The organism is Tsukamurella serpentis (genome assembly GCF_054780975.1).
Genome location: NZ_BAAGVH010000001.1, coordinates 470,513 through 493,106 on the forward strand (window position 1 = coordinate 470,513; position 22,594 = coordinate 493,106).

The 22,594-nt window shown below is 70.9% G+C and carries 20 protein-coding genes; 11 read left to right on the top strand and 9 right to left on the bottom strand.

Going from position 1 to position 22,594, the window contains the following annotated elements; translation table 11 throughout:
- Window positions 1–8: 8 nt before the first annotated feature.
- From ACYVHG_RS02225 to ACYVHG_RS02240, 4 genes are read left to right on the top strand one after another with little or no spacing between them, the layout of a single operon-like run.
- Entirely contained in the window at window positions 9–794 is a 786-nt protein-coding gene (locus tag ACYVHG_RS02225) for an SDR family NAD(P)-dependent oxidoreductase (RefSeq protein WP_461165788.1), read from the top strand.
- Entirely contained in the window at window positions 791–1,972 is a 1,182-nt protein-coding gene (gene cbiE, locus ACYVHG_RS02230; RefSeq protein WP_461165789.1) for a precorrin-6y C5,15-methyltransferase (decarboxylating) subunit CbiE, read from the top strand. Before ACYVHG_RS02225 ends, cbiE begins: the two co-directional genes overlap by 4 nt.
- Window positions 1,969–2,727 (top strand): precorrin-4 C(11)-methyltransferase, encoded by a 759-nt coding sequence (gene cobM / locus ACYVHG_RS02235; RefSeq protein ID WP_461165790.1) that lies wholly within the window; start codon window positions 1,969–1,971, stop codon window positions 2,725–2,727. Before cbiE ends, cobM begins: the two co-directional genes overlap by 4 nt.
- Window positions 2,727–3,482 (top strand): cobalt-precorrin-6A reductase, encoded by a 756-nt coding sequence (locus ACYVHG_RS02240; RefSeq protein WP_461165791.1) that lies wholly within the window; start codon window positions 2,727–2,729, stop codon window positions 3,480–3,482. The genes cobM and ACYVHG_RS02240 overlap by 1 nt, the downstream gene beginning before the upstream one ends.
- 13 nt (window positions 3,483–3,495) lie before the next feature.
- On the opposite strand, the gene ACYVHG_RS02245 is transcribed toward ACYVHG_RS02240, so the two are convergent.
- Genes ACYVHG_RS02245 through fabH form a run of 5 tightly spaced genes read right to left on the bottom strand, consistent with a single transcriptional unit; the run spans window position 3,496 to window position 8,062 of the window.
- Complete coding sequence (locus ACYVHG_RS02245; protein WP_461165792.1) at window positions 3,496–3,786, bottom strand: DUF1330 domain-containing protein; 291 nt, start codon at window positions 3,784–3,786, stop codon at window positions 3,496–3,498.
- 18 nt (window positions 3,787–3,804) lie between these two features.
- Window positions 3,805–5,295, bottom strand: a complete 1,491-nt coding sequence (locus tag ACYVHG_RS02250) for a precorrin-2 C(20)-methyltransferase (RefSeq protein ID WP_461165793.1) — start codon at window positions 5,293–5,295, stop codon at window positions 3,805–3,807.
- Window positions 5,292–5,927, bottom strand: coding sequence for a precorrin-8X methylmutase (locus ACYVHG_RS02255; protein ID WP_461165794.1), 636 nt, complete (start codon window positions 5,925–5,927; stop codon window positions 5,292–5,294). Before ACYVHG_RS02255 ends, ACYVHG_RS02250 begins: the two co-directional genes overlap by 4 nt.
- Window positions 5,928–5,936: 9 nt before the next feature.
- Entirely contained in the window at window positions 5,937–7,013 is a 1,077-nt protein-coding gene (locus ACYVHG_RS02260; RefSeq protein WP_461165855.1) for a precorrin-3B synthase, read from the bottom strand.
- Window positions 7,010–8,062, bottom strand: a complete 1,053-nt coding sequence (gene fabH, locus ACYVHG_RS02265; RefSeq protein WP_461165795.1) for a beta-ketoacyl-ACP synthase III — start codon at window positions 8,060–8,062, stop codon at window positions 7,010–7,012. Before fabH ends, ACYVHG_RS02260 begins: the two co-directional genes overlap by 4 nt.
- Before the next feature lie 166 nt (window positions 8,063–8,228).
- Here fabH and ACYVHG_RS02270 point away from each other — a divergent pair, with 166 nt between their 5' ends.
- Entirely contained in the window at window positions 8,229–8,846 is a 618-nt protein-coding gene (locus ACYVHG_RS02270; protein WP_461165796.1) for a TetR/AcrR family transcriptional regulator, read from the top strand.
- Here the strand turns inward: ACYVHG_RS02270 and ACYVHG_RS02275 are convergent.
- From ACYVHG_RS02275 to ACYVHG_RS02290, 4 genes are read right to left on the bottom strand one after another with little or no spacing between them, the layout of a single operon-like run.
- Window positions 8,833–9,510 carry a LutC/YkgG family protein gene (locus ACYVHG_RS02275; protein WP_461165797.1) on the bottom strand — a complete coding sequence of 226 codons (678 nt, stop codon included), beginning with the start codon at window positions 9,508–9,510 and terminating at the stop codon, window positions 8,833–8,835. The genes ACYVHG_RS02270 and ACYVHG_RS02275 overlap by 14 nt on opposite strands.
- Window positions 9,507–11,042 carry a LutB/LldF family L-lactate oxidation iron-sulfur protein gene (locus ACYVHG_RS02280; RefSeq protein ID WP_461165798.1) on the bottom strand — a complete coding sequence of 512 codons (1,536 nt, stop codon included), beginning with the start codon at window positions 11,040–11,042 and terminating at the stop codon, window positions 9,507–9,509. Before ACYVHG_RS02280 ends, ACYVHG_RS02275 begins: the two co-directional genes overlap by 4 nt.
- Complete coding sequence (locus ACYVHG_RS02285) at window positions 11,039–11,776, bottom strand: (Fe-S)-binding protein (RefSeq protein ID WP_461165799.1); 738 nt, start codon at window positions 11,774–11,776, stop codon at window positions 11,039–11,041. The genes ACYVHG_RS02280 and ACYVHG_RS02285 overlap by 4 nt, the downstream gene beginning before the upstream one ends.
- The gene (locus ACYVHG_RS02290) at window positions 11,776–13,488 is read right to left on the bottom strand and encodes an L-lactate permease (RefSeq protein ID WP_461165800.1); all 1,713 of its coding nucleotides are present in this window, start codon (window positions 13,486–13,488) and stop codon (window positions 11,776–11,778) included. The genes ACYVHG_RS02285 and ACYVHG_RS02290 overlap by 1 nt, the downstream gene beginning before the upstream one ends.
- A gap of 167 nt (window positions 13,489–13,655) precedes the next feature.
- On the opposite strand from ACYVHG_RS02290, the gene ACYVHG_RS02295 reads away from it, so the two are divergent.
- Genes ACYVHG_RS02295 through ACYVHG_RS02320 form a run of 6 tightly spaced genes read left to right on the top strand, consistent with a single transcriptional unit; the run spans window position 13,656 to window position 22,542 of the window.
- Entirely contained in the window at window positions 13,656–14,465 is an 810-nt protein-coding gene (locus ACYVHG_RS02295) for a FadR/GntR family transcriptional regulator (RefSeq protein ID WP_461165801.1), read from the top strand.
- Between the two features lie 15 nt (window positions 14,466–14,480).
- On the top strand, window positions 14,481–18,056 hold the full coding sequence (gene cobN / locus ACYVHG_RS02300) for a cobaltochelatase subunit CobN (protein ID WP_461165802.1): 3,576 nt from the start codon (window positions 14,481–14,483) through the stop codon (window positions 18,054–18,056).
- Between the two features lie 47 nt (window positions 18,057–18,103).
- Window positions 18,104–18,664, top strand: a complete 561-nt coding sequence (locus ACYVHG_RS02305; protein ID WP_461165803.1) for an FxsA family protein — start codon at window positions 18,104–18,106, stop codon at window positions 18,662–18,664.
- Between the two features lie 16 nt (window positions 18,665–18,680).
- Window positions 18,681–20,252 (top strand): amidohydrolase, encoded by a 1,572-nt coding sequence (locus ACYVHG_RS02310; RefSeq protein ID WP_461165804.1) that lies wholly within the window; start codon window positions 18,681–18,683, stop codon window positions 20,250–20,252.
- Window positions 20,249–21,784 (top strand): apolipoprotein N-acyltransferase, encoded by a 1,536-nt coding sequence (lnt, locus tag ACYVHG_RS02315; protein ID WP_461165805.1) that lies wholly within the window; start codon window positions 20,249–20,251, stop codon window positions 21,782–21,784. The genes ACYVHG_RS02310 and lnt overlap by 4 nt, the downstream gene beginning before the upstream one ends.
- Window positions 21,781–22,542 (top strand): polyprenol monophosphomannose synthase, encoded by a 762-nt coding sequence (locus tag ACYVHG_RS02320; RefSeq protein WP_461165806.1) that lies wholly within the window; start codon window positions 21,781–21,783, stop codon window positions 22,540–22,542. Before lnt ends, ACYVHG_RS02320 begins: the two co-directional genes overlap by 4 nt.
- Window positions 22,543–22,594: the final 52 nt, after the last annotated feature.

Here is a 22,594-nt window from a genome sequence, read left to right on the forward strand (position 1 = left end):
CTGTTCCGGTGAGTGCACGCAGCATCGACGACGGTGCCCTCCTGCTGCTGGGCGGGCGGAGCGAGGTCGGTACCGAGGTGGCGCGCCGTCTCGCACCCGGTCGCGAGGTGATCCTGGCCGCCCGGCGCGCCGACGATCTTCAGCCGCAGATCGAGATGCTGCGTTCGGTGGGAGCCACCGGCGTCTACCCGGTCGAGTTCGACGCCGACCGCACCGACGTGCACGAGCGCTTCCTCGACGAGGTCTTCGACCGGTTCGGCCGGATCGGTGTGACCGTGGTGGCCTTCGGGATCCTCGGCGATCAGGCCCGCGCCGAGGCCGATCCGGCGCACGCGGTGCAGATCGCGCAGACCGATTACGTGGCGCAGGTGTCGATCCTGCTGGGCCTGGCCAAGCGGCTGCGGGCGCAGGAGCCGCGCGGCGGTTCCCGGGGCGCGGTGGTGGCGTTCTCCTCGGTGGCGGGGATGCGGGTACGGAAGGCGAACTTCGTGTACGGCAGCACCAAGGCCGGGCTCGACGGCTTCGTGCTCGGGTTGATCGACTCGCTGCACGGCAGTGGTGTCCGGGTACTGCTGGCCCGGCCGGGGTTCATCGTCGGTGCGATGACCCGTGAGCTGATGGCGAGCGGGGTGGAACCCGCCCCGTTCAGCCGGACCGCACCGCAGGTCGCGGAGGCGACGGTGCACGCACTGCGTCGCGGACGCTCGGTGGTCTGGATCCCCGGTGCGCTGCGTCCGTTGTACGCGGGCCTGAGACTGTTGCCCCAGGCGCTCTGGCGCCGGATGCCGCGATGACGGTGACGGTGGTCGGTATCGGCGCCGACGGCTGGTCCGGGCTGTCCGACGATGCCCGTGCGGAACTGATCGCAGCGACCGTGATCCACGGCTCAGCACGGCAATTGGCGCTGCTGCCGCCGGAGGTGACCGCGCAGCGGCGGCAGTGGCCGTCTCCGCTGCTCCCGGCGCTCGACGGGCTCGGCTCCGGTGTGCACCTCCTCGCCAGCGGCGATCCGATGTTCTACGGCATCGGTGCCACGCTCGCCGCGCGCCGGCCCGACCTCCCGCTGCGGGTGATCCCGCATCTGTCCTGCTACGCGCTGGCCTGTGCCCGGATGACGTGGCCCGCACACGAGGTCACCGTGGTCTCCGCGGTGGCGCGCGACCCCGCCCCACTGGTACGTGTGGTCCGCGCCGGGGGCCGCGCGCTGGTGCTCAGCGAATCCGGCGCCACTCCCGCGGCGGTCCGGAACCTGATCACCGACGCCGGCCTGGCGGCCGAGCTCACGGTGCTCGAAACGCTCGGCGGTCCCCGGGAACGGGTGCGGCGTTACGAGTCCGGCATGGACGTCGACGACCTGAACGTGGTCGCCGTGGCCCCCCTCAGCACAGCCACGGCCGGCGGCGGCGACAGCGGCACCCGCCCGGCGGAGGTCGAGTTCGACCACGACGGGCAGATCACCAAGGACGACATCCGTGCGCTGACCGTGGCGGCACTGGCACCGTCGCGTGGATGGATCTGGGACCTCGGTGCCGGCTCCGGTTCGGTGGGAATCACCTGGGCGCTGGCCGGAGGCGGCAGGGTGCTCGCGGTCGAGCGGCGACCGGATCGAGCCGAGCGGGTGGCCCGCAACGCGGCCCGGGCCGGCGTTCACGTGGAACTGGTGGTCGGCGATTCCGGCGCCGAACCGGACGCCATCGGCGCTGGATTCCCGCCGCCGGACGCGGTGTTCATCGGCGGTGGTCTCACCGCACCGCTCGCCCGCGCCTGCGTCGATCGGCTCCCGGCCGGCGGTGCGCTGGTCGCGAACACGGTCACCGTCGAAGGACAGTCGCTGGCCGCCGAGCTGCACCGGGGATTCGGGGGAGAGCTGCGCAGTTACACCGTCGCCGATCTGCGTCCGCTCGGTGCGGGCACGGCCTGGCAACCGCGCCGGCCGATTGTGCAGTGGGTGTACCGGAAGGAGCAGCCGTGACCGTCTACTTCATCGGCGCGGGGCCCGGCGCCCCCGACCTGCTGACCCTGCGTGGCGCGGACGTGCTCGCCCGCTGTCCGGTGTGCCTGTACGCGGGATCGCTGGTGCCGCCGGAGATGCTCGAGCGGTGTCCGGACGGGGCGCGGCTGGTGGACACCGCCCGGATGCCACTGCCGGAGATCGTGGACGAGCTGATCGCGGCACACGAGTCGGGCCTGGACGTGGCACGGCTGCACTCGGGCGACATCTCCCTGTACTCCGCGCTGACCGAACAGGCGCGCCGGCTCGACGCGGCCGGTGTCCCGTACGAGATCGTTCCGGGCGTACCGGCGTTCGCAGCCGCTGCCGGCACGCTCGGCCGGGAGCTGACCGTGCCCGGAGTGGGGCAGTCGCTGCTCATCACCCGGGTCTCCACGCTGTCGACGGACATGCCGGAGGGGGAGGATCTGGAAGCTCTCGCACGCACCGGGGTCACCCTGGCCCTGCACCTGGCCGCGCACCGGGCGCAGGCCCTGACCGAGGTCCTGATCCCGCGGTACGGAGCCGACTGCCCCGTGGCGGTGGTCGCTTACGCCAGCCGGCCGCAGGAGCAGATCGTCCGCTGCCGTCTCGCGGACCTGCCCCAGCAGCTCACCGAGGCCGGGATCACCAGGACCGCGGTGATCTTCGTCGGGCAGGTCCTGGACGCACAGACCTTCGAGGAGAGCTACCTGTACTCGGCGCGGCGCCTGCGCCGGCCCGGGGCGAGTCACTGATGCAGCGGGTGCTGATCCTCGGCGGCACCGCGGAGGCCCGGGAGCTGGCGCGGTTGCTCGAGCGGGATGAACGCTTCCACGTGGTCAGTTCGCTCGCCGGCCGGGTGGCGGATCCACGGCTGCCCGTGGGCGAGACCAGGATCGGCGGTTTCGGAGGTCCGTCCGGACTGGCGGCGTTCCTGTCCGGCGACGGCTTCGACGTGCTGGTGGACGCGACGCACCCGTTCGCCGCGACCATCTCGCGCAATGCCGCGATCGCCGCCGCGCAGGCCTCGGTTCCCCTGATCGCGGTGGTGCGTCCGGAATGGTCGCCGGTGCCCGGAGACACCTGGACCCGGGTACCGACGGTGCCCGCCGCCGCCGCGGAGCTGGGGCGGCGGGCAGGGGAACCGGCAGGGGGGCGTGCACTGCTGACCACCGGTAGGCAGGACGCGCACCGGTTCACCGAGCTCGACGACTGGTGGTTCCTGATCCGGGTGGTCGACGCCCCCTCGGGACCGCTGCCGCGAAACCACGAGCTGCTCCGCGACCGCGGCCCGTACACCATCGAATCCGAGCGGGAACTGATGCTCGCCAACCGGATCGACGTCCTGGTGACCAAGAACAGCGGCAGTGCCCTGGTGGCCGCCAAACTGGCCGCGGCCCGCGAACTCGGTGTGCAGGTGATCATGGTCGACCGCCCGCTCCCTCCGGGCGGTGTGGACACCGCAACCACTGCCGAGCAGGCCTACCGCGCTCTGGTTTCTCAGAGCTGAGCCGCGGAACCGGTCAGGAGCCCTCGCAGATGCGGATCTCGCGGACCGCACCGTCGCCGAGGGCCGCGAGAGCCTCCTGATAGGCGGGGGAGTCGTGGGCGGCGACGGCCTGTTCGAGGCTGTCGAACTCGATGACGGTGGTCCGTTCGGCCAGACCCGCCTCGTAGGTGATGGCGGGTAGACCGCGCACGATGAACCTGCCCCCGGCCTCGGTGATCGCCGGCCCTCCGAGGGCGGCGTACGCGGCCATCTTCTCGGGGTCCTTGATCTCCTGGTAGAACGCGATCCAGTAGGCCTTCGCCATGTGTCGGTCTCCTTCTCGTCAGTACTTACGGGGAGTGTGCACGATACGGCCGGCGGTGCGTTCGGTGACCTCGGTCCGGGAGGAACCGACGATCACCAGGGAGCGCATGTCCACCTGCTCCGGATCGAATTCACCGAGGGTGGTCACGGTGACGGTCTCCTGATCCGAACCGACGGCGCGTCCGATGATCACCACGGTCTCCGCGGAGCGCACGTCGAGGAGCACCGAGCGCATCCGGACCAATTGCTCGCGCCGCGTCCTCGACGCCGGGTTGTACACCGCCAGTGCCAGATCGGCGCCCGCGACGGCCCGCAGGCGCTGCTCGATGACCTCCCACGGTTTGAGGTAGTCCGACAGGGAGATCACCGCGTAATCGTGCCCCAGTGGCGCACCCACCCGGCTGGCCACCGCGTTGGCCGCGGTCATACCCGGCACCACGCGCACCGGCACATCGTGGAACCGCCGGTCGGCGGCGACCTCCGCCACTGCCGAGGCCATGGCGAACACCCCGGGGTCGCCGGAACTGACCACCGCGACCCGGGCGCCGCCCGCGGCCAGTGCAAGTGCGTGTTCGGCGCGTTGGGCTTCGACGCGGTTGTCGGAGGCGTGCACCCGCTGTCCGGGCCGAAGGCGCACCCGGTCGGTGTAGGTCACATAGCCCACGATGTCGGTGGCCACGGCGAGTTCGTGCTGCACCTGTGGGGTGGTCCAGGCCTCGTCGCCCGGACCGAGTCCGACGACGACCACTTCACCTCGGGTTCGGTGGTCGGCGCCGGCGGTGTGATCGGGGGCGTTGATCCGGCCGGGGACGAGCACCGTCGAGAAGTACGGAACCTCATCGGCGTTCACCTCGTCGAGCGCCAGCACCCGTTGGTCGTCGCGGCTGGCGCGTTCGACGTACCGGGCGGTCCCGGCGCGGTCGGCGCAGCGCAGGGCCGCGTCGACGGCGGGGAAGGTGCGGCCCAGCTTCATGATCGCGGCGGCGTCGGTGTCCGCGAGCCGGCGACGCAGTTCCGCCTCGGGCAGGGTGCCGGGCAGCACGGTGAGCACCTCGTCGGCCTCGACCAGCGGGACCCCGGTCGCGGCCGCGGCGGCACTGACCGAGGTCACGCCCGGGACCACGACGGTCTCGAAGCGCCCGCACAGGCGCTTGTGCATGTGCATGTAGGAGCTGTAGAACATCGGATCGCCCTCGGCGAGCAGGGCGACGCTGCGGCCGGCGGCCAGGTGCTCGGCGAGTTCTTCGGCGGCCTCGGTGTAGAAGTCGTCGAGCGCACCGCGGTACCCGCCGGGATGATCGGTGGTCTCGGTGGTGACCGGGTACATCAGGCGGACCTCGATCTGCCCGTCCCGCAGGTACGGCTCGGCGCAGGCGCGCGCGTTCGAGCGACCGTGACGGGCGCAGTGGTACGCCACCACGTCGGCATCGGCGATGATCCGCGCGGCTTTCACGGTGACCAGGTCCGGGTCGCCGGGGCCCACGCCCAGCCCGTACAGAACGCCGGTCACAGTTCCTCCTCCTGGGCCAGCGCATTGATCGCGGCGGCGGTGATCGCGCTGCCGCCGCGCCGGCCGGTCACGGTGATGTACTCGATTCCCAGTTCCGCGGCGTCGGCGATCAGCGCGTCCTTCGATTCCGCAGCGCCGATGAATCCGACCGGGATGCCTGCGATCACAGCGGGCCTCGGACCGCCGGAGCGAACCCGGTCCAGAAGGTGGAACAGCGCGGTAGGCGCATTGCCGATGGCCACCACGGCCCCACTGAGCCGCTCCCCCCACAGGTCGACGGCAGCCGCGCTGCGGGTGGTGCCGAGATCGGCGGCGAGCCCGGGAACCCGCGGGTCGCTGAGCAGGCACAGCACCTCGTTGCCTGCGGGAAGGCGTTTGCGGGTCACGCCGTGGGCGACCATGTTCACATCGGTCAGGATCGGCGCACCGGTGCGCAGAGCGGCGCGCGCGGCGGCGACGGCGCCGCTGGAGAACCGGATGTCGCGCGCGAGGTCGGTCTGCCCGGCGGCGTGGATCATGCGCACCGCCACCGTCTGCTGGTCACCGGTGAAGGCTCGGAGATCGGATTCCGCGCGGATCATGGCGAACGAGCGTCGGTAGATCTCGGCGCCGTCGGTGAGGTAGTCGTGCACCGGGGAAGTCTATTCGGCGGGCTCGTCGCGGGCGAGCACCAGTCGGTGCGCACCGGCGGGCGCGCCGCAGCCGCGATCGCAGGCCACCACGTGCACCCGTTCGCCGTCGGCGATCGAGCCGACGAGATCGGCGGCCAGTGCCAGGGCATCGCCTTCGGCGCGGGCGCAGCCGTGATCGCCCACGCAGGAGCTGACCCGCAGCAGCGGTGACGCGGCGTCGAAGATCAGTCCCATCGGTGCCAGCACCCGCACCACCGTCTCGGCGGCTCCCTCGTCGAGCCCGTGTAGCAGCAGGCTGCGCCACGGGGTGATGCTCACCCGGTGATCGACCGCGGCCACGAATCGCGCCACCTGCGGGTCGAGGCGCCCCAACGGCACTCCCGCGCCGAGGACGACGGTGCCGTCCGGCTGGTCGAACCAGCCGACCGGTGGAACCGGGGGCGGCTCGGGGACGTCCCGTGCGCCGGTGATCACCGCTCCGAGGGCCTCGGCGATCCGCGGCGCTCCCCGGCGGAGGTCGCGGATGCGCCACTGGTCCACGCGCAGGTCCAGGAAGGCCTGGGCGGCGTCGAGCAGGGTCGTGGTGGTGGCGGGCAGGTCGGTGGGATGTCCGTCCAGGTGCAGGCGTCCGCACCGGGATTCCACGTCGGCCGCCAGGGAGGCGACGTCGGCGGTGCCGTCGTCGAGGGCGAACAGGAACCGTCCGGACAGGTCCGCCAGTGCGGCCCGCTGTTGCAGGGCGCGGTCCAGGTCGGCTGCTGCGGTCACCAGCTCATCGGCCCGCGGTGAGGCCACGATGTTGCGGACCCGTTCGTGGGTGGCGGACGGCAGCAGGCCGGCCGCACCGAGCCGTTCGCGGGCGGCGCCGAGATCCTCGGTACCACGCAATTGGAGGTTGCCGCGGGAGGTCAGCTCCAGTGGCTGCCCGCCGGTGAGATCGGCGAGGGTGTTCAGTTGCCCGGGGGTGATGGTCCCGCCGGGCAGCCGAACCCGGATCAGGTCACCGTCGGCGGCCCGGTGCGGGCGTAGAACGCCCGGGCAGGCGTCCGCGGCCCGCCCGGGCGTCTCGGCCGGATCGGTGATCAGGACTCCTCGACCGCGACCGGCGGCAGGGTGATCACGTGCCCGGCGTACGCCAGACCCGAGCCGAAGGCCATGACCAGTGCGGTCTGTCCGGGCTTGGCCTTGCCGGTGCGGAGCAGTTCCTCGATGGCCAGGGGGATCGACGCGGCGGACGTGTTGCCGGTGGTCACGATGTCCTCGGCGACCACGCAGTCATCGCGCAACTCCAGAGCCTTGATCAGCACCTGGGTGATCCGCAGGTTGGCCTGGTGCGGGACGAAGACGTCGATGTCCTTCGAGGTCAGGCCGGCCAGCTTGAGCGCCTCCTGACAGGCGGGCAGCAGCGACGTCGCCGCCCAGCGGAAGACCTTGCGGCCCTCCATCCGCAGGTAGGGACGCTGGGGGACTCCGTTGTCGGCGTGCACCTCGTTGAAGTAGGTGCCGAAGTCCTTGTCCTGGTAGATGGCGCTGGAATAGTCGCCGTCGGCGCCCCAGGACACCTGTGAGATGCCCACCTCGTCGGTCGGTCCGAGCACCGCGGCGCCGGCACCGTCGGCGAAGATGAACGCGCAGGTGCGGTCCTCGGGGGAGATCAGGTCGGACAGCCGCTCGACCCCGACGACCACGACGTACTTGACGGTGCCGGCGCGGATCAGGTCGGTGCCGACGGCGGCGGCGGTGGTGAAGCCGGAGCATCCTGCGGTGATGTCGAACGAGGCGATGCCGACCCGGCCGAGGGCCTTGGCGATCTGCGGCGCCAGGGAGGGACCGAGCTCCAGACGGGTGTTCGTCGCGGAGATGACGCAGTCGATCTGCTCAGGGGCGATGCCGGAGGCCTTGATGGCCCGCTCGGCGGCCTTGACCGACATCCCCAGGACCGTCTCGTCCTCGGCCGCGAAGTGGCGCGACTCGATGCCGGAGCGGGTCTTGATCCACTCGTCGCTGGAATCGATCATGTCCACGATCTCGGAGTTGGGGACCACGCGGCGCGGACGGTAGACACCGACCCCGAGGTAGCTGGCATTGGGCTGCTCAGCGGGGGCGGGTGCAGCGATCCGGGCGGGGGCGGTCATACGTGAGTAACTCCGTTTCGAGGATGCGGACAGGTGAACCGTTCGGTTCACAGACCTCTATTGGTAACATGAACCGAGCGGTTCAAACAACCGCCACACCGTGATCTACTAGCATTCGCCAGCAGAGATTCGTCGTTGACTGCCCGCCCGAGGAGGATGCGCCCCGATGCCCGCCGCACCGAAACCGCGCCCGCGCCCGCGGGTTCGCCTGGTCAACACCGCGTTGAACCTGGTCGGGCGACACGGCTTCGCGGATGCCGGCCTGGCCGAACTCACCGCACAGTCGCACGCCTCGAAGAACTCGCTCTACCAGTACTTCCCGGGAGGGAAGGCCGAGCTGGTGGAGGCGTCCACCTCGCTGGCCGGGCGCCGGCTCCTGCGGTACATCGACGCCGCCACCTCCAAGGGGCAGCCGAACGAGTGGATCGGCAGGTTCATCGAGTTGTGGAAGCGGGTGTTGGTGCGTTCGGAGTTCCAGGTCGGATGCCCACTGCTGGCCGCTGCCCTGGCCGACGGTGAGCCCCGGGTCCAGGACGCCGCCACCGCCGCGTACACCGAGTGCGAGCGGCGTTTCGCCGCCGCGCTGGTGGATTACGGCGTGCAGGAGGAGGGAGCGCTGGTCTTCGCCTCGGTGTTCATGAGTTCGATCGAGGGCGCGGTGGCCCGGGCGCGCGCCGCGCGCGACATCTACCCGCTCACCGACGTCTACCACTCGATGATGGCGCTGCTCGAGGTCACCATGGCCCGTCCGGACTCGGTCGGAGCCGCCGTCAGTCGACGATGATCACCTCCAGCGTGCGCGGTCCGTGCACGCCCTCCACCCGGTCCAGTTCGATGTCACTGGTGGCGCTGGGGCCACTGATCCAGGTCAGCGGGCGGAGGTGCGCACCGGTCTCGCGCAGCCGCGCCACCGCGGCGGGGACGTCGTCGACGATCTGATCCGCACGGACGATGCACACGTGCACGTCCGGAACCAGGGTCACTGCGCGTCGTCCCTGGCCGGGACCGTGGTCGAGCACGATGGTGCCGGTATTGGCGATCGCCACCGTCGCCGTGGTCACCACGGCCGCCGCGGCGTCCAACTCGTACGGGGTGAGCGCGTCGTCACCGAGCCACGGGATCGGGCCGACCACCAGGTCGCGGACCACGGCGTCCCCGAGCACTCCCGACGGTTCGGCCGTCCCGTCGGCGTCGAGCCCGGACCCGGCCGGCATGGCGGCGTGCGGCCCGAGCGCAGCGTGCACGGCCTCTGCGAGGCCGGCGGGAGCGCAGCGCCACACCTGGGCCCGGTAGTCGGCCACCCGTTCGGCGAACCGGTCGACCGGTCCGAGATCGCCGGTGCCGACGGTGCGGCCGTAGTCCCAGTCGATCGGGTGCTGATCCTCGCCTGCGGGCACATCCGCCAGAGCGGTACGGACCCGTTGCAGGATCTCCTCACGCGCGCTCATCGCTCGCCCTCCTCCTGATGTCGGCGGTTCCACCACTGCCGGAAGGTCTCGGTGGGCGGCACCGGCGTATCGCGTTCACCGCTCCATCCGCGCATCGGCCCGGGCAACCGTCCGAAAGTCTCTCGCTTGCGGAAAACCCTGCCGCTCAGGGTCGCTGCTCGTTGGGCCGTGGTCAATCGCCGTGGCGAGTCGAACATCCACGCGGCCGCCTTCATGGCGGCGGCCTCAGGGCTGGGCAAGCCGCCGCGCTGCTCGTCCACCACCCGGGTTCGCAGATGCACCAGCAGGTCGGGGATCGGGATCTTCACCGGGCACACGTCGTAGCACGCCCCGCACAGGCTCGATGCGTACGGCAACGACTTGTCGACCTCGGACGAGGTTCCGCGCAGCTGCGGGGTCAGTACGGCACCGATCGGCCCGGGGTACACCGAGCCGTAGCTGTGTCCGCCCACCCGTTCGTACACCGGGCACACGTTCAGGCAGGCCGAACAGCGGATGCAGCGCAGCGCGGACCGCCCGACCTCATCGCCGAGCACCTCGGTGCGATGGTTGTCCAGCAGCACGATGTGCATCTGCTCGGGCCCGTCCCCACGGCCGGCGGGCCCGGTCCAGATCGAGGTGTACGGGTTCTCCCGTTCACCGGTACTGGAGCGGGGCAGCACCTGCAGGAACACCTCCAGGTCCCGGAAACTGGGAAGGATCTTCTCGATGCCCACCACGGAGATGAGGGTCTTCGGCAGCGACAGGCACATGCGGCCGTTGCCCTCGGATTCGACCACGACCAGGCTGCCGGTGTCAGCGACGGCGAAATTGGCCCCGCTGACGGCGACCTCGGCTCGCAGGAACTTCTCCCGCAGGTGCAGTCGCGCCGCTTCGGCGAGCCGGGCGGGTTCGTCGGTCAGATCCTCCGGTGCAGGGCGGCCGACCTGCTTCATCCGGCGCAGGAAGATCTCGCGGACCTCGCTGCGATTGCGGTGGATGGCCGGGACCAGGATGTGACTGGGCCAGTCCTCACCGAGTTGCACGATCAGCTCGGCGAGATCGGTCTCCCAGGCGTCGATGCCGGCGTCGGCGAGCGCCTCGTTGAGTTCGATCTCCTGGGTGGCCATGGATTTGACCTTGACCACCTCGTCGGCCCCGGTCCGCCGGACCAGGTCGACGACGATCCGGTTGGCCTCCTCGGCATCACGGGCCCAGTGCACCACCGCCCCGGCGGCCACGGCGTTCGCCTCGAACTGTTCCAGGTAGTGGTCGAGGTGACGCAGGGTGCGGGTCTTGATCGCCGCGGCGGCGTCCCGCAGGTCCTCCCAGTCGTCGAGTTCGCCGACCACCGCGGCACGTTTGCCGCGGATCACGGTGGTGGCGTGGCCGAGGTTGCGCCGCAGTGTGGCGTCGGCGAGCGCCGCCCGGGCAGCGGTGGGGAACTTCGGCATGCCGACGAAGGTGCCCGTGACCCCGACGTGCGGGTGTCCGGAGGCCGTCGCCGCGGCGGTGCCGGGTCGACGGTCCGCCCGTCCGGCAGGAGCGGTCATGACGCCCCCTCGGTGCTCGCGAGGATCTCCGCCAGGTGCATGGTGCGTACTCCGGATCGTTGCCGGGACATCATCCCGCCGATGTGCGCCAGGCACGAATTGTCTCCGGCCACCAGCACATCCGCACCGGTCCCGGCGACGCGGGCGGTCTTGTCGGTACCCATCGCGACCGAGACGTCGGAGTTCTTCAGCGCGAACGTGCCGCCGAAACCGCAGCACTGGTCGGCGTCCGGCAGGTCGACGAGGTCGATGCCGCGGACGGCGCGCAGCAGTTGCAGCGGCCGGTCTCCCACGCGCAGCATGCGCAGCGAGTGGCAGGTGGGGTGGTAGGTGACGCGGTGCGGGAAGTAGGCGCCCACATCGGTCACGCCGAGGACGTCCACCAGGAACTCGCTGAGTTCGTGTACGCGGGGGACCATTTCGTCGACCGCAGTGCGCAGGCCGCGGTCACCGGCCCGGTCGGCCAGCCCCGGGTGCTGGTGGCGGACCGAACCGACGCACGATCCGGACGGAGCGACCACGGCGTCGTACTCGGAGAACACGTCCACGAACCGGCGGACTCCGCCGATCGCCTCGTCGGCGTAGCCGGTGTTGGTGAACATCTGCCCGCAGCACGTCTGCGCCTGCGGGAACTCGACATCCACGCCGAGGCGATCGAGCAGCCGCACCACCGCCTTCGGGGTCTCCGGCCACATGGTGTCGTTGAAGCAGGTGGCGAACAGGGCGACGCGCATCAGATCACCATCCAGGTGAGCACCTGGGACTGCAGGCCGACGAGCAGGCACAGGGCGAGTAGGAGGCCGATGCTCCACCAGATCACCTTGCGGAAGATCTCGGCCTCGCGCCCGAGCATGCCCACCGCTGCGGCGGCGATCGCCAGGTTCTGCGGGCTGATCATCTTGCCCACCACGCCGCCGGAGGTGTTCGCGGCCACCAGTAGGGTCGGCGAGATTCCGGCCTCGGTGCCCGCGGCCTGTTGCAGCGTGGCGAAGAGGGCGTTGGCGCTGGTGTCGGAACCGGTGACAGCGGTGCCGAGCCACCCCAGGATCGGGGAGAAGAAGGCGAACGCGGCGCCGACCCCGGCGATCCAGGTGCCGATGGTGAGGGTCTGGCCGGATTGGTTCATCACGTACGCCAGACCGAGCACCAGCATCACGGTGACGATGGCCCACCGCATCCGGACGATGTTCGACCACCACACGCCCACCGCGACACGCGGCGAGATCCGGTAGACCGCAGCGACGACGGCGCCGCAGATCAGCAGGACGGTTCCCGGTGAGGACAGCCACGCGAGGGTGAAGTTCGTGGAGGTGGCGACCTTGCCGGAGGCGGTGGCGATGTGGCCGTGCAGGCCCGGCCAGCCGAAGGTGAGATCGGTGCTCTGCAGCGCCTTGTTGATCGGCGCGACGAGCTTGGTCACCGAGAACGCGGCCACCACCAGGAGGTACGGGAACAGGGCCAGCAGGATCCGGGTGCTGCCGAGCGGGGTGCGTGCATCGGTGTCGTCTCGGACGGCCGTGCCGAGTGTGCCTCCCGACACGCCGGAGCCTCCGGTGGTCGCGGTGTTCCCGGTGCCGCCGTCCGGAACCGATGCTGCCGCGGCACCGTCGGCGTCCTGTTCGTGCTGGCGGCGGCGTTCGGCGGTGAGTCGTTCCCGGGCCTCGGCGGTACCGGACGGCTGCCAGAAGCGCAGCATGACGACGGTGATCGCGAGACCGGCGAGCGAGGCGACGATGTCGGTCAGCTCGACCGAGACGAAGGTGGATGCGAGCCACTGAGTGACGGCGAAGACCACGCCGACGGCCGCGGCCACCGGCCACACCTCACGCAGGCCGCGCTTGCCGTCGGCCAGCAGGACCAGGAAGGCGGGCACCACGAGGGCCAGCAGTGGGGTCTGGTGTCCCACCTGGGCGCCGATCTCGCGGTAGTCGATGCCGGTCAGGCGGCCGGCGGTGATGATCGGGGTGGCGATCGCACCGAACGCGACGGGCGCCGTGTTGGCCAGCAGGACGACGGTGGCGGCGCGCAGCGGTGTGAACCCGATCGCCATCAGCATGACGCCGGTGATCGCGACCGGGGCGCCGAATCCGGCCAGTGCCTCGAGCAGTCCGCCGAAGCAGAACGCGATGATGATCGCCTGGATCCGCGGATCGTCGGAGATCCGGTCGATCACCCGGCGCAGATCCTCGAATCGTCCGCTGGTCACGGTGAGCTCGTAGAGCCAGATCGCGCTGATCACGATCCACATGATCGGGAACAGGCCGAACGCCAGTCCCTGAGTGGCCGACAGTGCCGCCAGGTCCACCGGCATTCCGTAGCCGAGGACCGCCACGGCCAGCGCCACCACCAGGCCGGCGAGCCCGGCGTAGTGGGCCTTCCATTTCAGCGCACCGAGCGTGATGAAGACGGTGAGCAGCGGCAGGGTACCGATCAGTGCGGACCACATGAGGCTGTCCGCGACCGGCGCGAGTTGAGGTACGTACACGTCTCTCCCGAGGGGTGAGGAGGGCTGAAGTTCGGCAGACCGGCATGTGGTCCGACCACAGAAAGAGACGGTAAAGTGACGGGCGCCACATGTCAACACCCGATCGGCGCGCATGCGAAGCTGTGCCTATGACGCTCGACCCGCATGACGACCCGGACGGCCCCGCCGCGGGCACCTCGCCCGACTGGCAGCCGGTGTCCCGCACCCGCACGTACCAGCTGGTCATCAGCGCCATCGAGGAGCAGATCCTCTCGGGCGCGCTGCACGTGGGCGATGCGCTGCCCGCCGAACGCGATCTCGCGGCCCGCTTGCAGGTGAGCCGGCCGGCGGTGCGGGAGGCGCTGCGGGTACTGGAGGCGCAAGGGGTGGTCTCCGCCGGTACCGGGAGCGGACCCCGGGCCGGGACCTTCGTCAGTGCGATGCCTGCGGACTCACTGACCCACTTCCTGCGGCTGCACATCGCGCTGACCAACTTCGAGTTCCCGGAGATCGTGGAGGCCCGCATCCTGCTCGAACGGTCCTCGGTGGCACTCGCCGCCTCGGGAGCCGACGATGCGAAGCTGGTTCCGGTGCGGGCCGCGATCGCCGCGATGGACGCCGCGGGGGAGGACCGTGCCGCGTTCAACGACGCGGACACCGCCTTCCACACCGCGATCGCCGAGGCCTGTGGCAACCGACTGGTGACCACGGTGACCGTCGCCATCCGCAATGCGCTGCGATCGGGGATCCTCGCCGCCTTCGAGGACATCGACGACTGGACGGAGCTGACCTGCGTGCTGCAGAGCGAGCACCGGCAGATCCTGGCGGCGATCGAATCCGGTGAGGCCGAACGGGCCTCGGAGCTGGCCGAGGCGCACATCCGCGGCGCGTACCAGCGTCTGCCCGCACTGCACTCGGGCACCGTCACCCGGCCGTCCCGGAGCCCCGCCGAGCGGTGACATAGGGTCGCCTACATGATCCTGCTGCTCTCGACCTCCGACACCGATCTGTTGAGCGCGAAGGCCAGTGGCGCCGCGTACCGCTGGGCCAATCCCTCGCGGATCAGCGTGGAGCTGGACCTGCCGGGGCTGCTCGAGGGCGCCGACATCGTGGTGGTCCGCATCCTGGGCGGACGCCGCTACTGGGAGAGCGGCCTGGATGCGCTCGCCGGATGCGGGAAACCCGTCGTCGTGGTCTCCGGGGAGCAGGCCCCGGATGCCGATCTGATGGAGGCCTCGACGGTGACCGCCGGCGTCGCGACGCAGGCGCACGCGTACCTCGCCGAGGGCGGCCCGGAGAATCTGGAACAGCTGTACCGGTTCCTCTCCGATACCGTGCTGCTCACCGGCGAAGGGTTCGAAGCGCCGGTGACCGCGCCGCAGTGGGGCAGCACCGAGCCCCACGGAACCGCCGGCCCCCGGATCGGCGTCCTGTACTACCGGGCGCAGCACCTCGCCGGGAACACCGCCTACATCGATGCGCTCGCCGCGGCGATCGCCGACCGCGGCGCCACAGCGGTACCGGTCTTCTGCGCCTCCCTGCGCGCCGCGGACGACGCGCTGTTCGACCTGCTCGCCACCTTCGACGCCCTGGTGGTGACGGTGCTGGCGGCCGGCGGCGTGAACGCCGCGGGTGCCGCGGCCGGTGGCGACGACGAATCCTGGGACGTGGGCCGCCTCGCCGCGCTCGACATCCCGATCCTGCAGGCGCTGGCCCTGACCACCTCCCGTGAGCAGTGGGTCGGTAGTGACGACGGGCTGAGCCCGCTGGACGTCGCGACGCAGGTGGCGATCCCCGAGTTCGACGGCCGGATCATCACCGTGCCGTTCTCGTTCAAGGAGATCGGCGACGACGGCCTGCCCGCCTACGTCCCGGACGCCGAACGGGCCACCCGGGTGGCGGGCCTGGCGGTACGGCACGCCCGGCTGCGGTCGATCCCGAACGCCGAGAAGCGGATCGCCCTGATGCTCTCGGCGTACCCCACCAAGCACGCCCGGATCGGCAACGCCGTCGGCCTGGACACCCCGCAGTCGGCCCTGGAACTGATCCGCCGGATGATCGACGCCGGCTACGACCTGGGCGAGACCGCGAACATCCCCGGCCTCGACGCCGACGACTCCGACGCCTTCATCCATGCGGTGATCGCCCGCGGCGGACAGGACCCGGACTGGCTCACCGACGAGCGGCTCGACGCGACCGAGGTCACCGTGGCACCGCAGACCTACCGCGCCTGGTTCGCGACACTGCCGCAGGCGCTGCAGGATTCGGTCACCGAGCACTGGGGACAGGCACCCGGATCGCTGTTCACCACGGCGGCCGGCGAGATCGCGATCGCGGCGCTGCGCTTCGGGAACCTGACCGTGATGGTGCAACCGCCTCGCGGCTTCGGGGAGAACCCGGTGGCGATCTACCACGATCCGGACCTGCCGCCGAGCCATCACTACCTGGCCAGCTACCGCTGGCTCGCGGACCGGGAGAACGGCTTCGGCGCCGACGCGGTGATCCATCTGGGTAAGCACGGCAACCTGGAGTGGCTGCCCGGGAAGACCCTCGGCATGTCCGCCGAGTGCGGCACCGACGCCGCCCTCGGCGATCTCCCGCTGATCTACCCGTTCCTGGTCAACGATCCGGGCGAGGGGACCCAGGCCAAGCGGCGCGCGCACGCGGTCCTGGTCGATCACCTCATCCCGCCGATGGCGCGCGCCGAGAGCTACGGCGACATCGCCCGGCTGGAGCAGCACCTCGACGAGTACGCCAACGTCGCCAGCCTGGATCCGGCGAAGCTGCCGATGATCCGCCAGCAGATCTGGACACTGCTGCAGGCCGCGAAACTCGACCACGACCTCGGGCTGACCGATCAACCCGATGAGGACACCTTCGACGACATGCTGCTGCACGTCGACGGATGGCTCTGCGAGATCAAGGACGTGCAGATCCGCGACGGCCTGCACGTGCTCGGAGCGGCCCCGTCGGGCGACGCCGAATCCGATCTGGTGCTGGCGATGCTGCGGGCCAAGCAGATGTGGGCCGGTGCCGTGCACACCCCCGGTCTGCGGGAGGCGCTGGGCTTCGACGAGGACACCGTCGGCGCCGGGGACTCCCGGGGCAGGACCGACGAGTTCGAGGCCCGGGCCCGTGAACTGGTGCTCGCGGGCGCCGCGACCGACTGGTCGCCGGAACGGACCGCCGCGCTCACCGACGATCCCGTGGTGGCGAAGGTCCTGGATTTCGCGGCCACCGAGATCGTGCCCCGGCTGCGCCGCACCGGCGACGAGATCGACAACGTTCTGCGGGCCCTCGCGGGCGGATTCGTCCCGGCCGGGCCGTCCGGCTCGCCGCTGCGCGGACTGGTGAACGTGCTGCCCACCGGCCGCAACTTCTACTCGGTCGACCCGAAGGCGGTCCCGTCCCGCCTGGCCTGGTCCACCGGGCAGGAACTGGCCGAGTCGCTGGTCGCCCGGTACCTGTCCGAGCACGGCGGCTACCCGGAGTCGGTGGGCCTGTCGGTGTGGGGCACCTCGGCGATGCGCACCGCCGGCGACGACATCGCCGAGGTGCTGGCACTGCTCGGTGTGACCCCGGTGTGGGACGAGCAATCGCGGCGGGTGAGCGGGCTGGAGGTGATCGACATCGCCGAGCTCGGCCGTCCCCGGATCGACGTCACGGTCCGGATCTCCGGGTTCTTCCGCGACGCCTTCCCGCACGTGGTGGCCATGCTGGACGACGCCGTACGACTGGTCGCCGATCTCGACGAGAGCGATGAGACGAACTTCGTGGCAGCGCACACCCGCGCCGCCCTCGCCGAGCACGGCGACGCCCGCCGCGCGACCACCCGCGTCTTCGGATCCAAACCCGGCACCTACGGGGCCGGCCTGCTGCAACTGATCGACTCGAAGAACTGGCGCAGTGACGCCGACCTCGCCGAGGTGTACACCGCGTGGGGCGGTTACGCCTACGGCCGCGGACTCGACGGTGCGCCCGCCGCCGACGACATGCGCGACGCGTACCGCCGGATCGCCGTCGCGGCGAAGAACATCGACACCCGCGAGCACGACATCGCCGATTCCGACGACTACTTCCAGTACCACGGCGGCATGGTCGCCACGGTGCGTCACCTGACCGGTTCGGACCCGCAGGCCTACGTCGGCGATTCGACCCGCCCGGACAGCGTGCGCACCCGCACGCTCAACGAGGAGACCACCCGTGTGTTCCGCGCCCGGGTGGTGAACCCGCGGTGGATGGCGGCCATGCGCCGGCACGGGTACAAGGGCGCCTTCGAGATGGCCGCCACCGTGGACTACCTGTTCGGTTTCGATGCGACCGCCGGCGTGATGGCGGACTGGATGTACGACCGACTCACCGAGAACTACGTCCTCGATCCGGAGAACCGCGCGTTCATGGAGGAGTCGAATCCCTGGGCGCTGCACGGCATCGCCGAACGCCTGCTGGAAGCGGCACAGCGAGAACTGTGGAAGCAGCCGGATCCGGATCTGCTGGCGCAGTTGCAGCAGGTGTACCTGGAGACCGAGGGCGATCTCGAGGACCGCTGATCGGGTGCAGCCGGGAACGATCCGCCCGGATCGTCCGTTGGAGGGGTATGAAGATCCTCGCGTTCCTGATCTACCTCGTGGTGGAGATCGCGGCGTTCGCCGGCCTGGTCGCCTGGCTGGGTTTCGGATGGGCGCTGCTGGCCGTGATCGCCGCCACCGCCATCGGTGTGCTCATGCTGCGGCGCACGGCCGCGGGCGTGCTGGGCCGGCTGGCGGATGCGCTCGACGGGCGTCGCTCGGCCGGTCCGGCACTCATGGACACGGCCCTGCTCGCCGCCGCGGTCCTCCTGCTCGCGGTACCCGGCGTGGTCAGTACGGCACTGGGGATGGTCCTGCTGGTCAAACCGGTTCGGGCGGTGGTGCGGCCGGTCGCCGCGTACGTCGGTGCGAAGCGGATCGCCGGTTTCGTGGAGGAGTCCGGCCTGGTGACGGTGCTGTCCGGGCGTCCGCGCGGCTACGGCACCGTCGTCGACGGCGTCGTGGCCGACGATCGGAGCGCCCAGCAGCCCGGGGGAGGACGGGGTGGTCAGGCTGGCACGGGTACCGGCGGCACCGGGGAGCCGACCGGCCCGCGTCCCGGATACCGCGAGTTGCCGCCGGCGCAGTAGTTGGCAGACTGAGACGGTGACCGCAGAACTCCTCGTCGGCGGGCGTATCTACACGCCCACATCCACTTCAGCGACCGCGATCGCACACGAGAACGGCGTGGTGACCTGGATCGGGGAGGACCACGCGGCACGCGCGCTGCACCCTGCTCTGCCGGTCACGGACCTGGCCGGCGCCTTTCTCGCACCCGCTTTCGTCGACACCCACGTGCACCTGAGTGCGACCGGTCTCGGACTCACCTCACCGGAGTTGTCAGGAACCCGATCGCAGGTGATCGAGGCGCTGCGCGACACCGACGGCCAGGCCGTCGTCGCTCGCGGCTGGGACGACACCACCTGGGACGCGCCGCTGCAGCGCACCGATCTCGACGCGGGCCGCATCGTCTACGCGGCACGGGTCGACGAACACTCCGCGCAGGCCAGCACCGCGCTGCGCGAACGGATCCCCGGCCTCGCACAGCTGCCGGGGTACTCGCCCGACGGTCCGCTCACCGGCGCCGCGCATCACGCCGCCCGGGAAGTCGCGCACGCAGCGCTGACCGACGCACAGATCACCGCCGCGCACCGCGCGGCCCTGGACGCCGCAGCGGCCACCGGGATCGCCGCGGTGCACGAGTGCGGCGGCCCGCAGATCGCGGGGGAGCGGGACTTCGCGCTCCTCGGCGCCGTCGAGCACGGAGTGCAGGTGACCAGGTACTGGGGTGAGGCCGCCCGCGACGCCGCCGCGGTCCGGGACATCCTGGACCGCACCGGCGCGCACGCCCTCGCCGGTGACCTGTTCGTGGACGGCTCACTGGGTAGCCGTACCGCGCTGCTGCACGCGCCCTACTGCGATGCACCCTCCGCTGAGGAGCGGGGCACGGCGTTCCTGGATCAGGACTCCATCACCGCGCACATCCTGGCCTGCACCGAGGCCGGCGTCCAGGCTGGTTTCCACGCGATCGGTGACGCCGCGATGACCCGCGTGGTGACCGCCTTCGCCGCGGCGGTCGAGCACTTCGGGGCACCGCGGATCGCCTCGGCCGGGCACCGGATCGAGCACGCCGAGATGGTGACCGCCGAGCAGGCGCAGCAGCTCGGGGCATGGGGGGTGAACCTGTCCATGCAACCGCAGTTCGATGCCCGGTGGGGCGGACCGGACGGCATGTACGCGCGGCGTCTCGGCGCCGACCGCGCGGCGCGGCTCAACGACTTCGCGCTGCTGGCCCGCAACGCGGTCCCGCTGGCCTTCTCCTCCGACTCCCCGGTGACTCCGCTCGACCCGTGGGCCACGGTCCGTGCCGCGGCGGCGCACCGCAGCCCCGGTAGCGCCGTCTCACCGCGGGCCGCCTTCGCGGCATCGACCCGCGGCGCCTGGCGGGCCGGCGGCAGGCGCGACGGTGTCGCGGGGACCCTGGTTCCCGGTGCGCCCGCCACGTTCGCCGTGTGGGACGCCGGCGAACTCGTGGTGCGGGCACCGTCGGACGCGGTACAGCGGTGGTCCACCGATCCCCGCGCCGGCGTCGCCCCGCTCCCGGACCTGGCGCCGGCGGCCCCGCTGCCGCAGTGCCTGCGCACCGTCGTCGACGGGCGGACGGTGTTCGCGGCATGACGGTCCTGCTCCGCGCCGGCGCCAGCCTGATCGCCGGTATCGCGCTCTTCTTCGCCTTTCCTCCCTCCGGCCTGTGGTGGCTGGCGCCGCTCGGGATCGCGGTGCTGGTCACCGTCCTCACCGCCGGTGAGCGGGTGACGCTGCGCGGTGGGTTCCTGTACGGGCTGCTCACCGGCATCGGGGTCTTCGTCCCGCTCCTCAAATGGATCGACTCCATGGTCGGGGCACTGCCCTGGATCGGGCTGGCGATCACCTGCGCGTTGTACGTCGGCGCGTTCGGACTGATATCCGCACGACTGGCCCGCGCTCCGGGCGCACCGGTGTGGATCGCCGCCGCGTTCACGGCGACCGAGTGGGCCCGGTCCAGCTTCCCGTTCGGCGGCTTCCCGTGGGCACGGCTCGCGTTCAGCCAGGGCGACGGTCCGCTGCTCTCGCTGGCCCGGTACGTCGGGGCTCCGGGGCTGTCGTTCGCGGTGGCACTGGCCGGGGCGAGTCTGGCTGCGGTGGCGGTGGCGCTGTGGCGGCGCACGGGCGTACGGGCGCTCCTGGTGCCCGCTGCGTCGATCGCGTTGGTGGGGATCGGTGCCGCCGCGGCGTGGCCGTTCGTCGGCGCACCGTCGGACGGTCGCACGGTGACCATCGCCGCGATCCAGGGCAACGTCCCCGAACAGCGGTGGGACCAGGCCGCGCAGCGGGAGGCGGTACTGAGCAACCACCTGTCGCAGACACACCGCCTCGCGGCCGAGATCCGCGAGGGCAGGGTGCGCCGGCCCGATGTGGTGATCTGGCCGGAGAACTCCTCGGACGTCTCACCCGAGCGTGATCCGGAGGTGGCCGCGCGGCTACGAGCGGCGTCCGCCGACGTGGGGGCCCCGATCCTGGTGGGAACCGTGCATTACGACGAGTCCGGCCGCTACTACAACAGCATGATCCTGATCGGTCCCGAGGGTGCCGCCGGCCGGCACGACAAGGCGATCCTGCAGCCCTTCGGCGAGACCATGCCGATGCGGGAGTTCTTCCGGATCTTCAGCGATTACGTGGACCTGGCGAACAACTTCACCCCCGGAACCGGGAACGGCGTGGTCCAGGGCGGCGGGGTCCCGCTGGGTGTGGCCACCTGTTACGAGGTGGCCTTCGACCGGGCCGCCCGCGCGTCGGTGCGCAACGGTGCTCAGGTGCTGACGGTGCCGACCAACAATGCCACCTTCGGCCGCACCGGGATGACCTATCAGCAGCTCGGCATGTCCCGGGTGCGCGCTGTGGAACTGGACCGGGACGTGGTGGTGGCGGCCACCACCGGCGTCAGTGCGCTGGTGCGCCCGGACGGTGAGGTCACCAGGCAGACGTCCATGTGGACCAACGGGCACCTGGTGGAGACGATCTCCCTGCGGGACGCGGTGACACCCGCCGCCCGGTTGGGGGAATGGGGCAACCTGGTGCTGCTGCTGGCCACCCTGTGCGGAATCGCGGTGGCGATAAGGCACGATGGAGGTCTGATTCAGCCCCGAGAACGGACCGAGGAACCTTCATGACCGAGCTGCCGTCGTCTCCCTCGTCGAAGACGCTGGTGATCATTCCCACCTACAACGAGCTGGAGAACCTCCCGCTCATCGTGGGCCGGCTGCACCGCGCCCAGCCGGGCGTGGACGTCCTCGTGGTCGACGACAACAGCCCCGACGGCACCGGTGACCTCGCCGATTCGATGGCCGCAGAGGATCCGCGGATCCACGTGCTGCACCGCGCCGAGAAGAACGGTCTGGGCGGTGCCTACATCGCCGGCTTCCGATGGGCCTTCGACCACGACTACCGGGTGATCGTGGAGATGGACGCGGACGGCTCGCACGCACCGGAACAGCTCGAACGGCACCTGGCCGCGATCGACGCGGGCGCCGATCTGGTGATCGGCTCCCGGTACGTCGCCGGCGGCAAGACGGTGAACTGGCCGCTCTCACGCCAGCTGATCTCCCGGGGCGGCAACATCTACAGCCAGGTGATGCTGGGCACCCGCATCCGCGACATCACCGGTGGCTACAAGGCCTTCCGCCGCGAGACCCTGCAGGGGCTGGGGCTCGACGAGGTGGAATCGCTCGGCTACAGCTTCCAGATCGATCTGACCTGGCGCGCGGTGCAGGCCGGGTTCTCCGTGGTCGAGGTTCCGATCACCTTCACCGAGCGGGTGATCGGCGAGTCCAAGATGAGCGGCTCGATCTTCAAGGAGGCCGCGACTCTGGTCCCGAAGTGGGGCCTGCGGGCCCGCAAGCGCAAGCTGGCGAAGCTGCTCGGGAAGTAACGCCCGCTCACGTGCGCGAACACGAGGAAGGGCCCCGGATTCATCCGGGGCC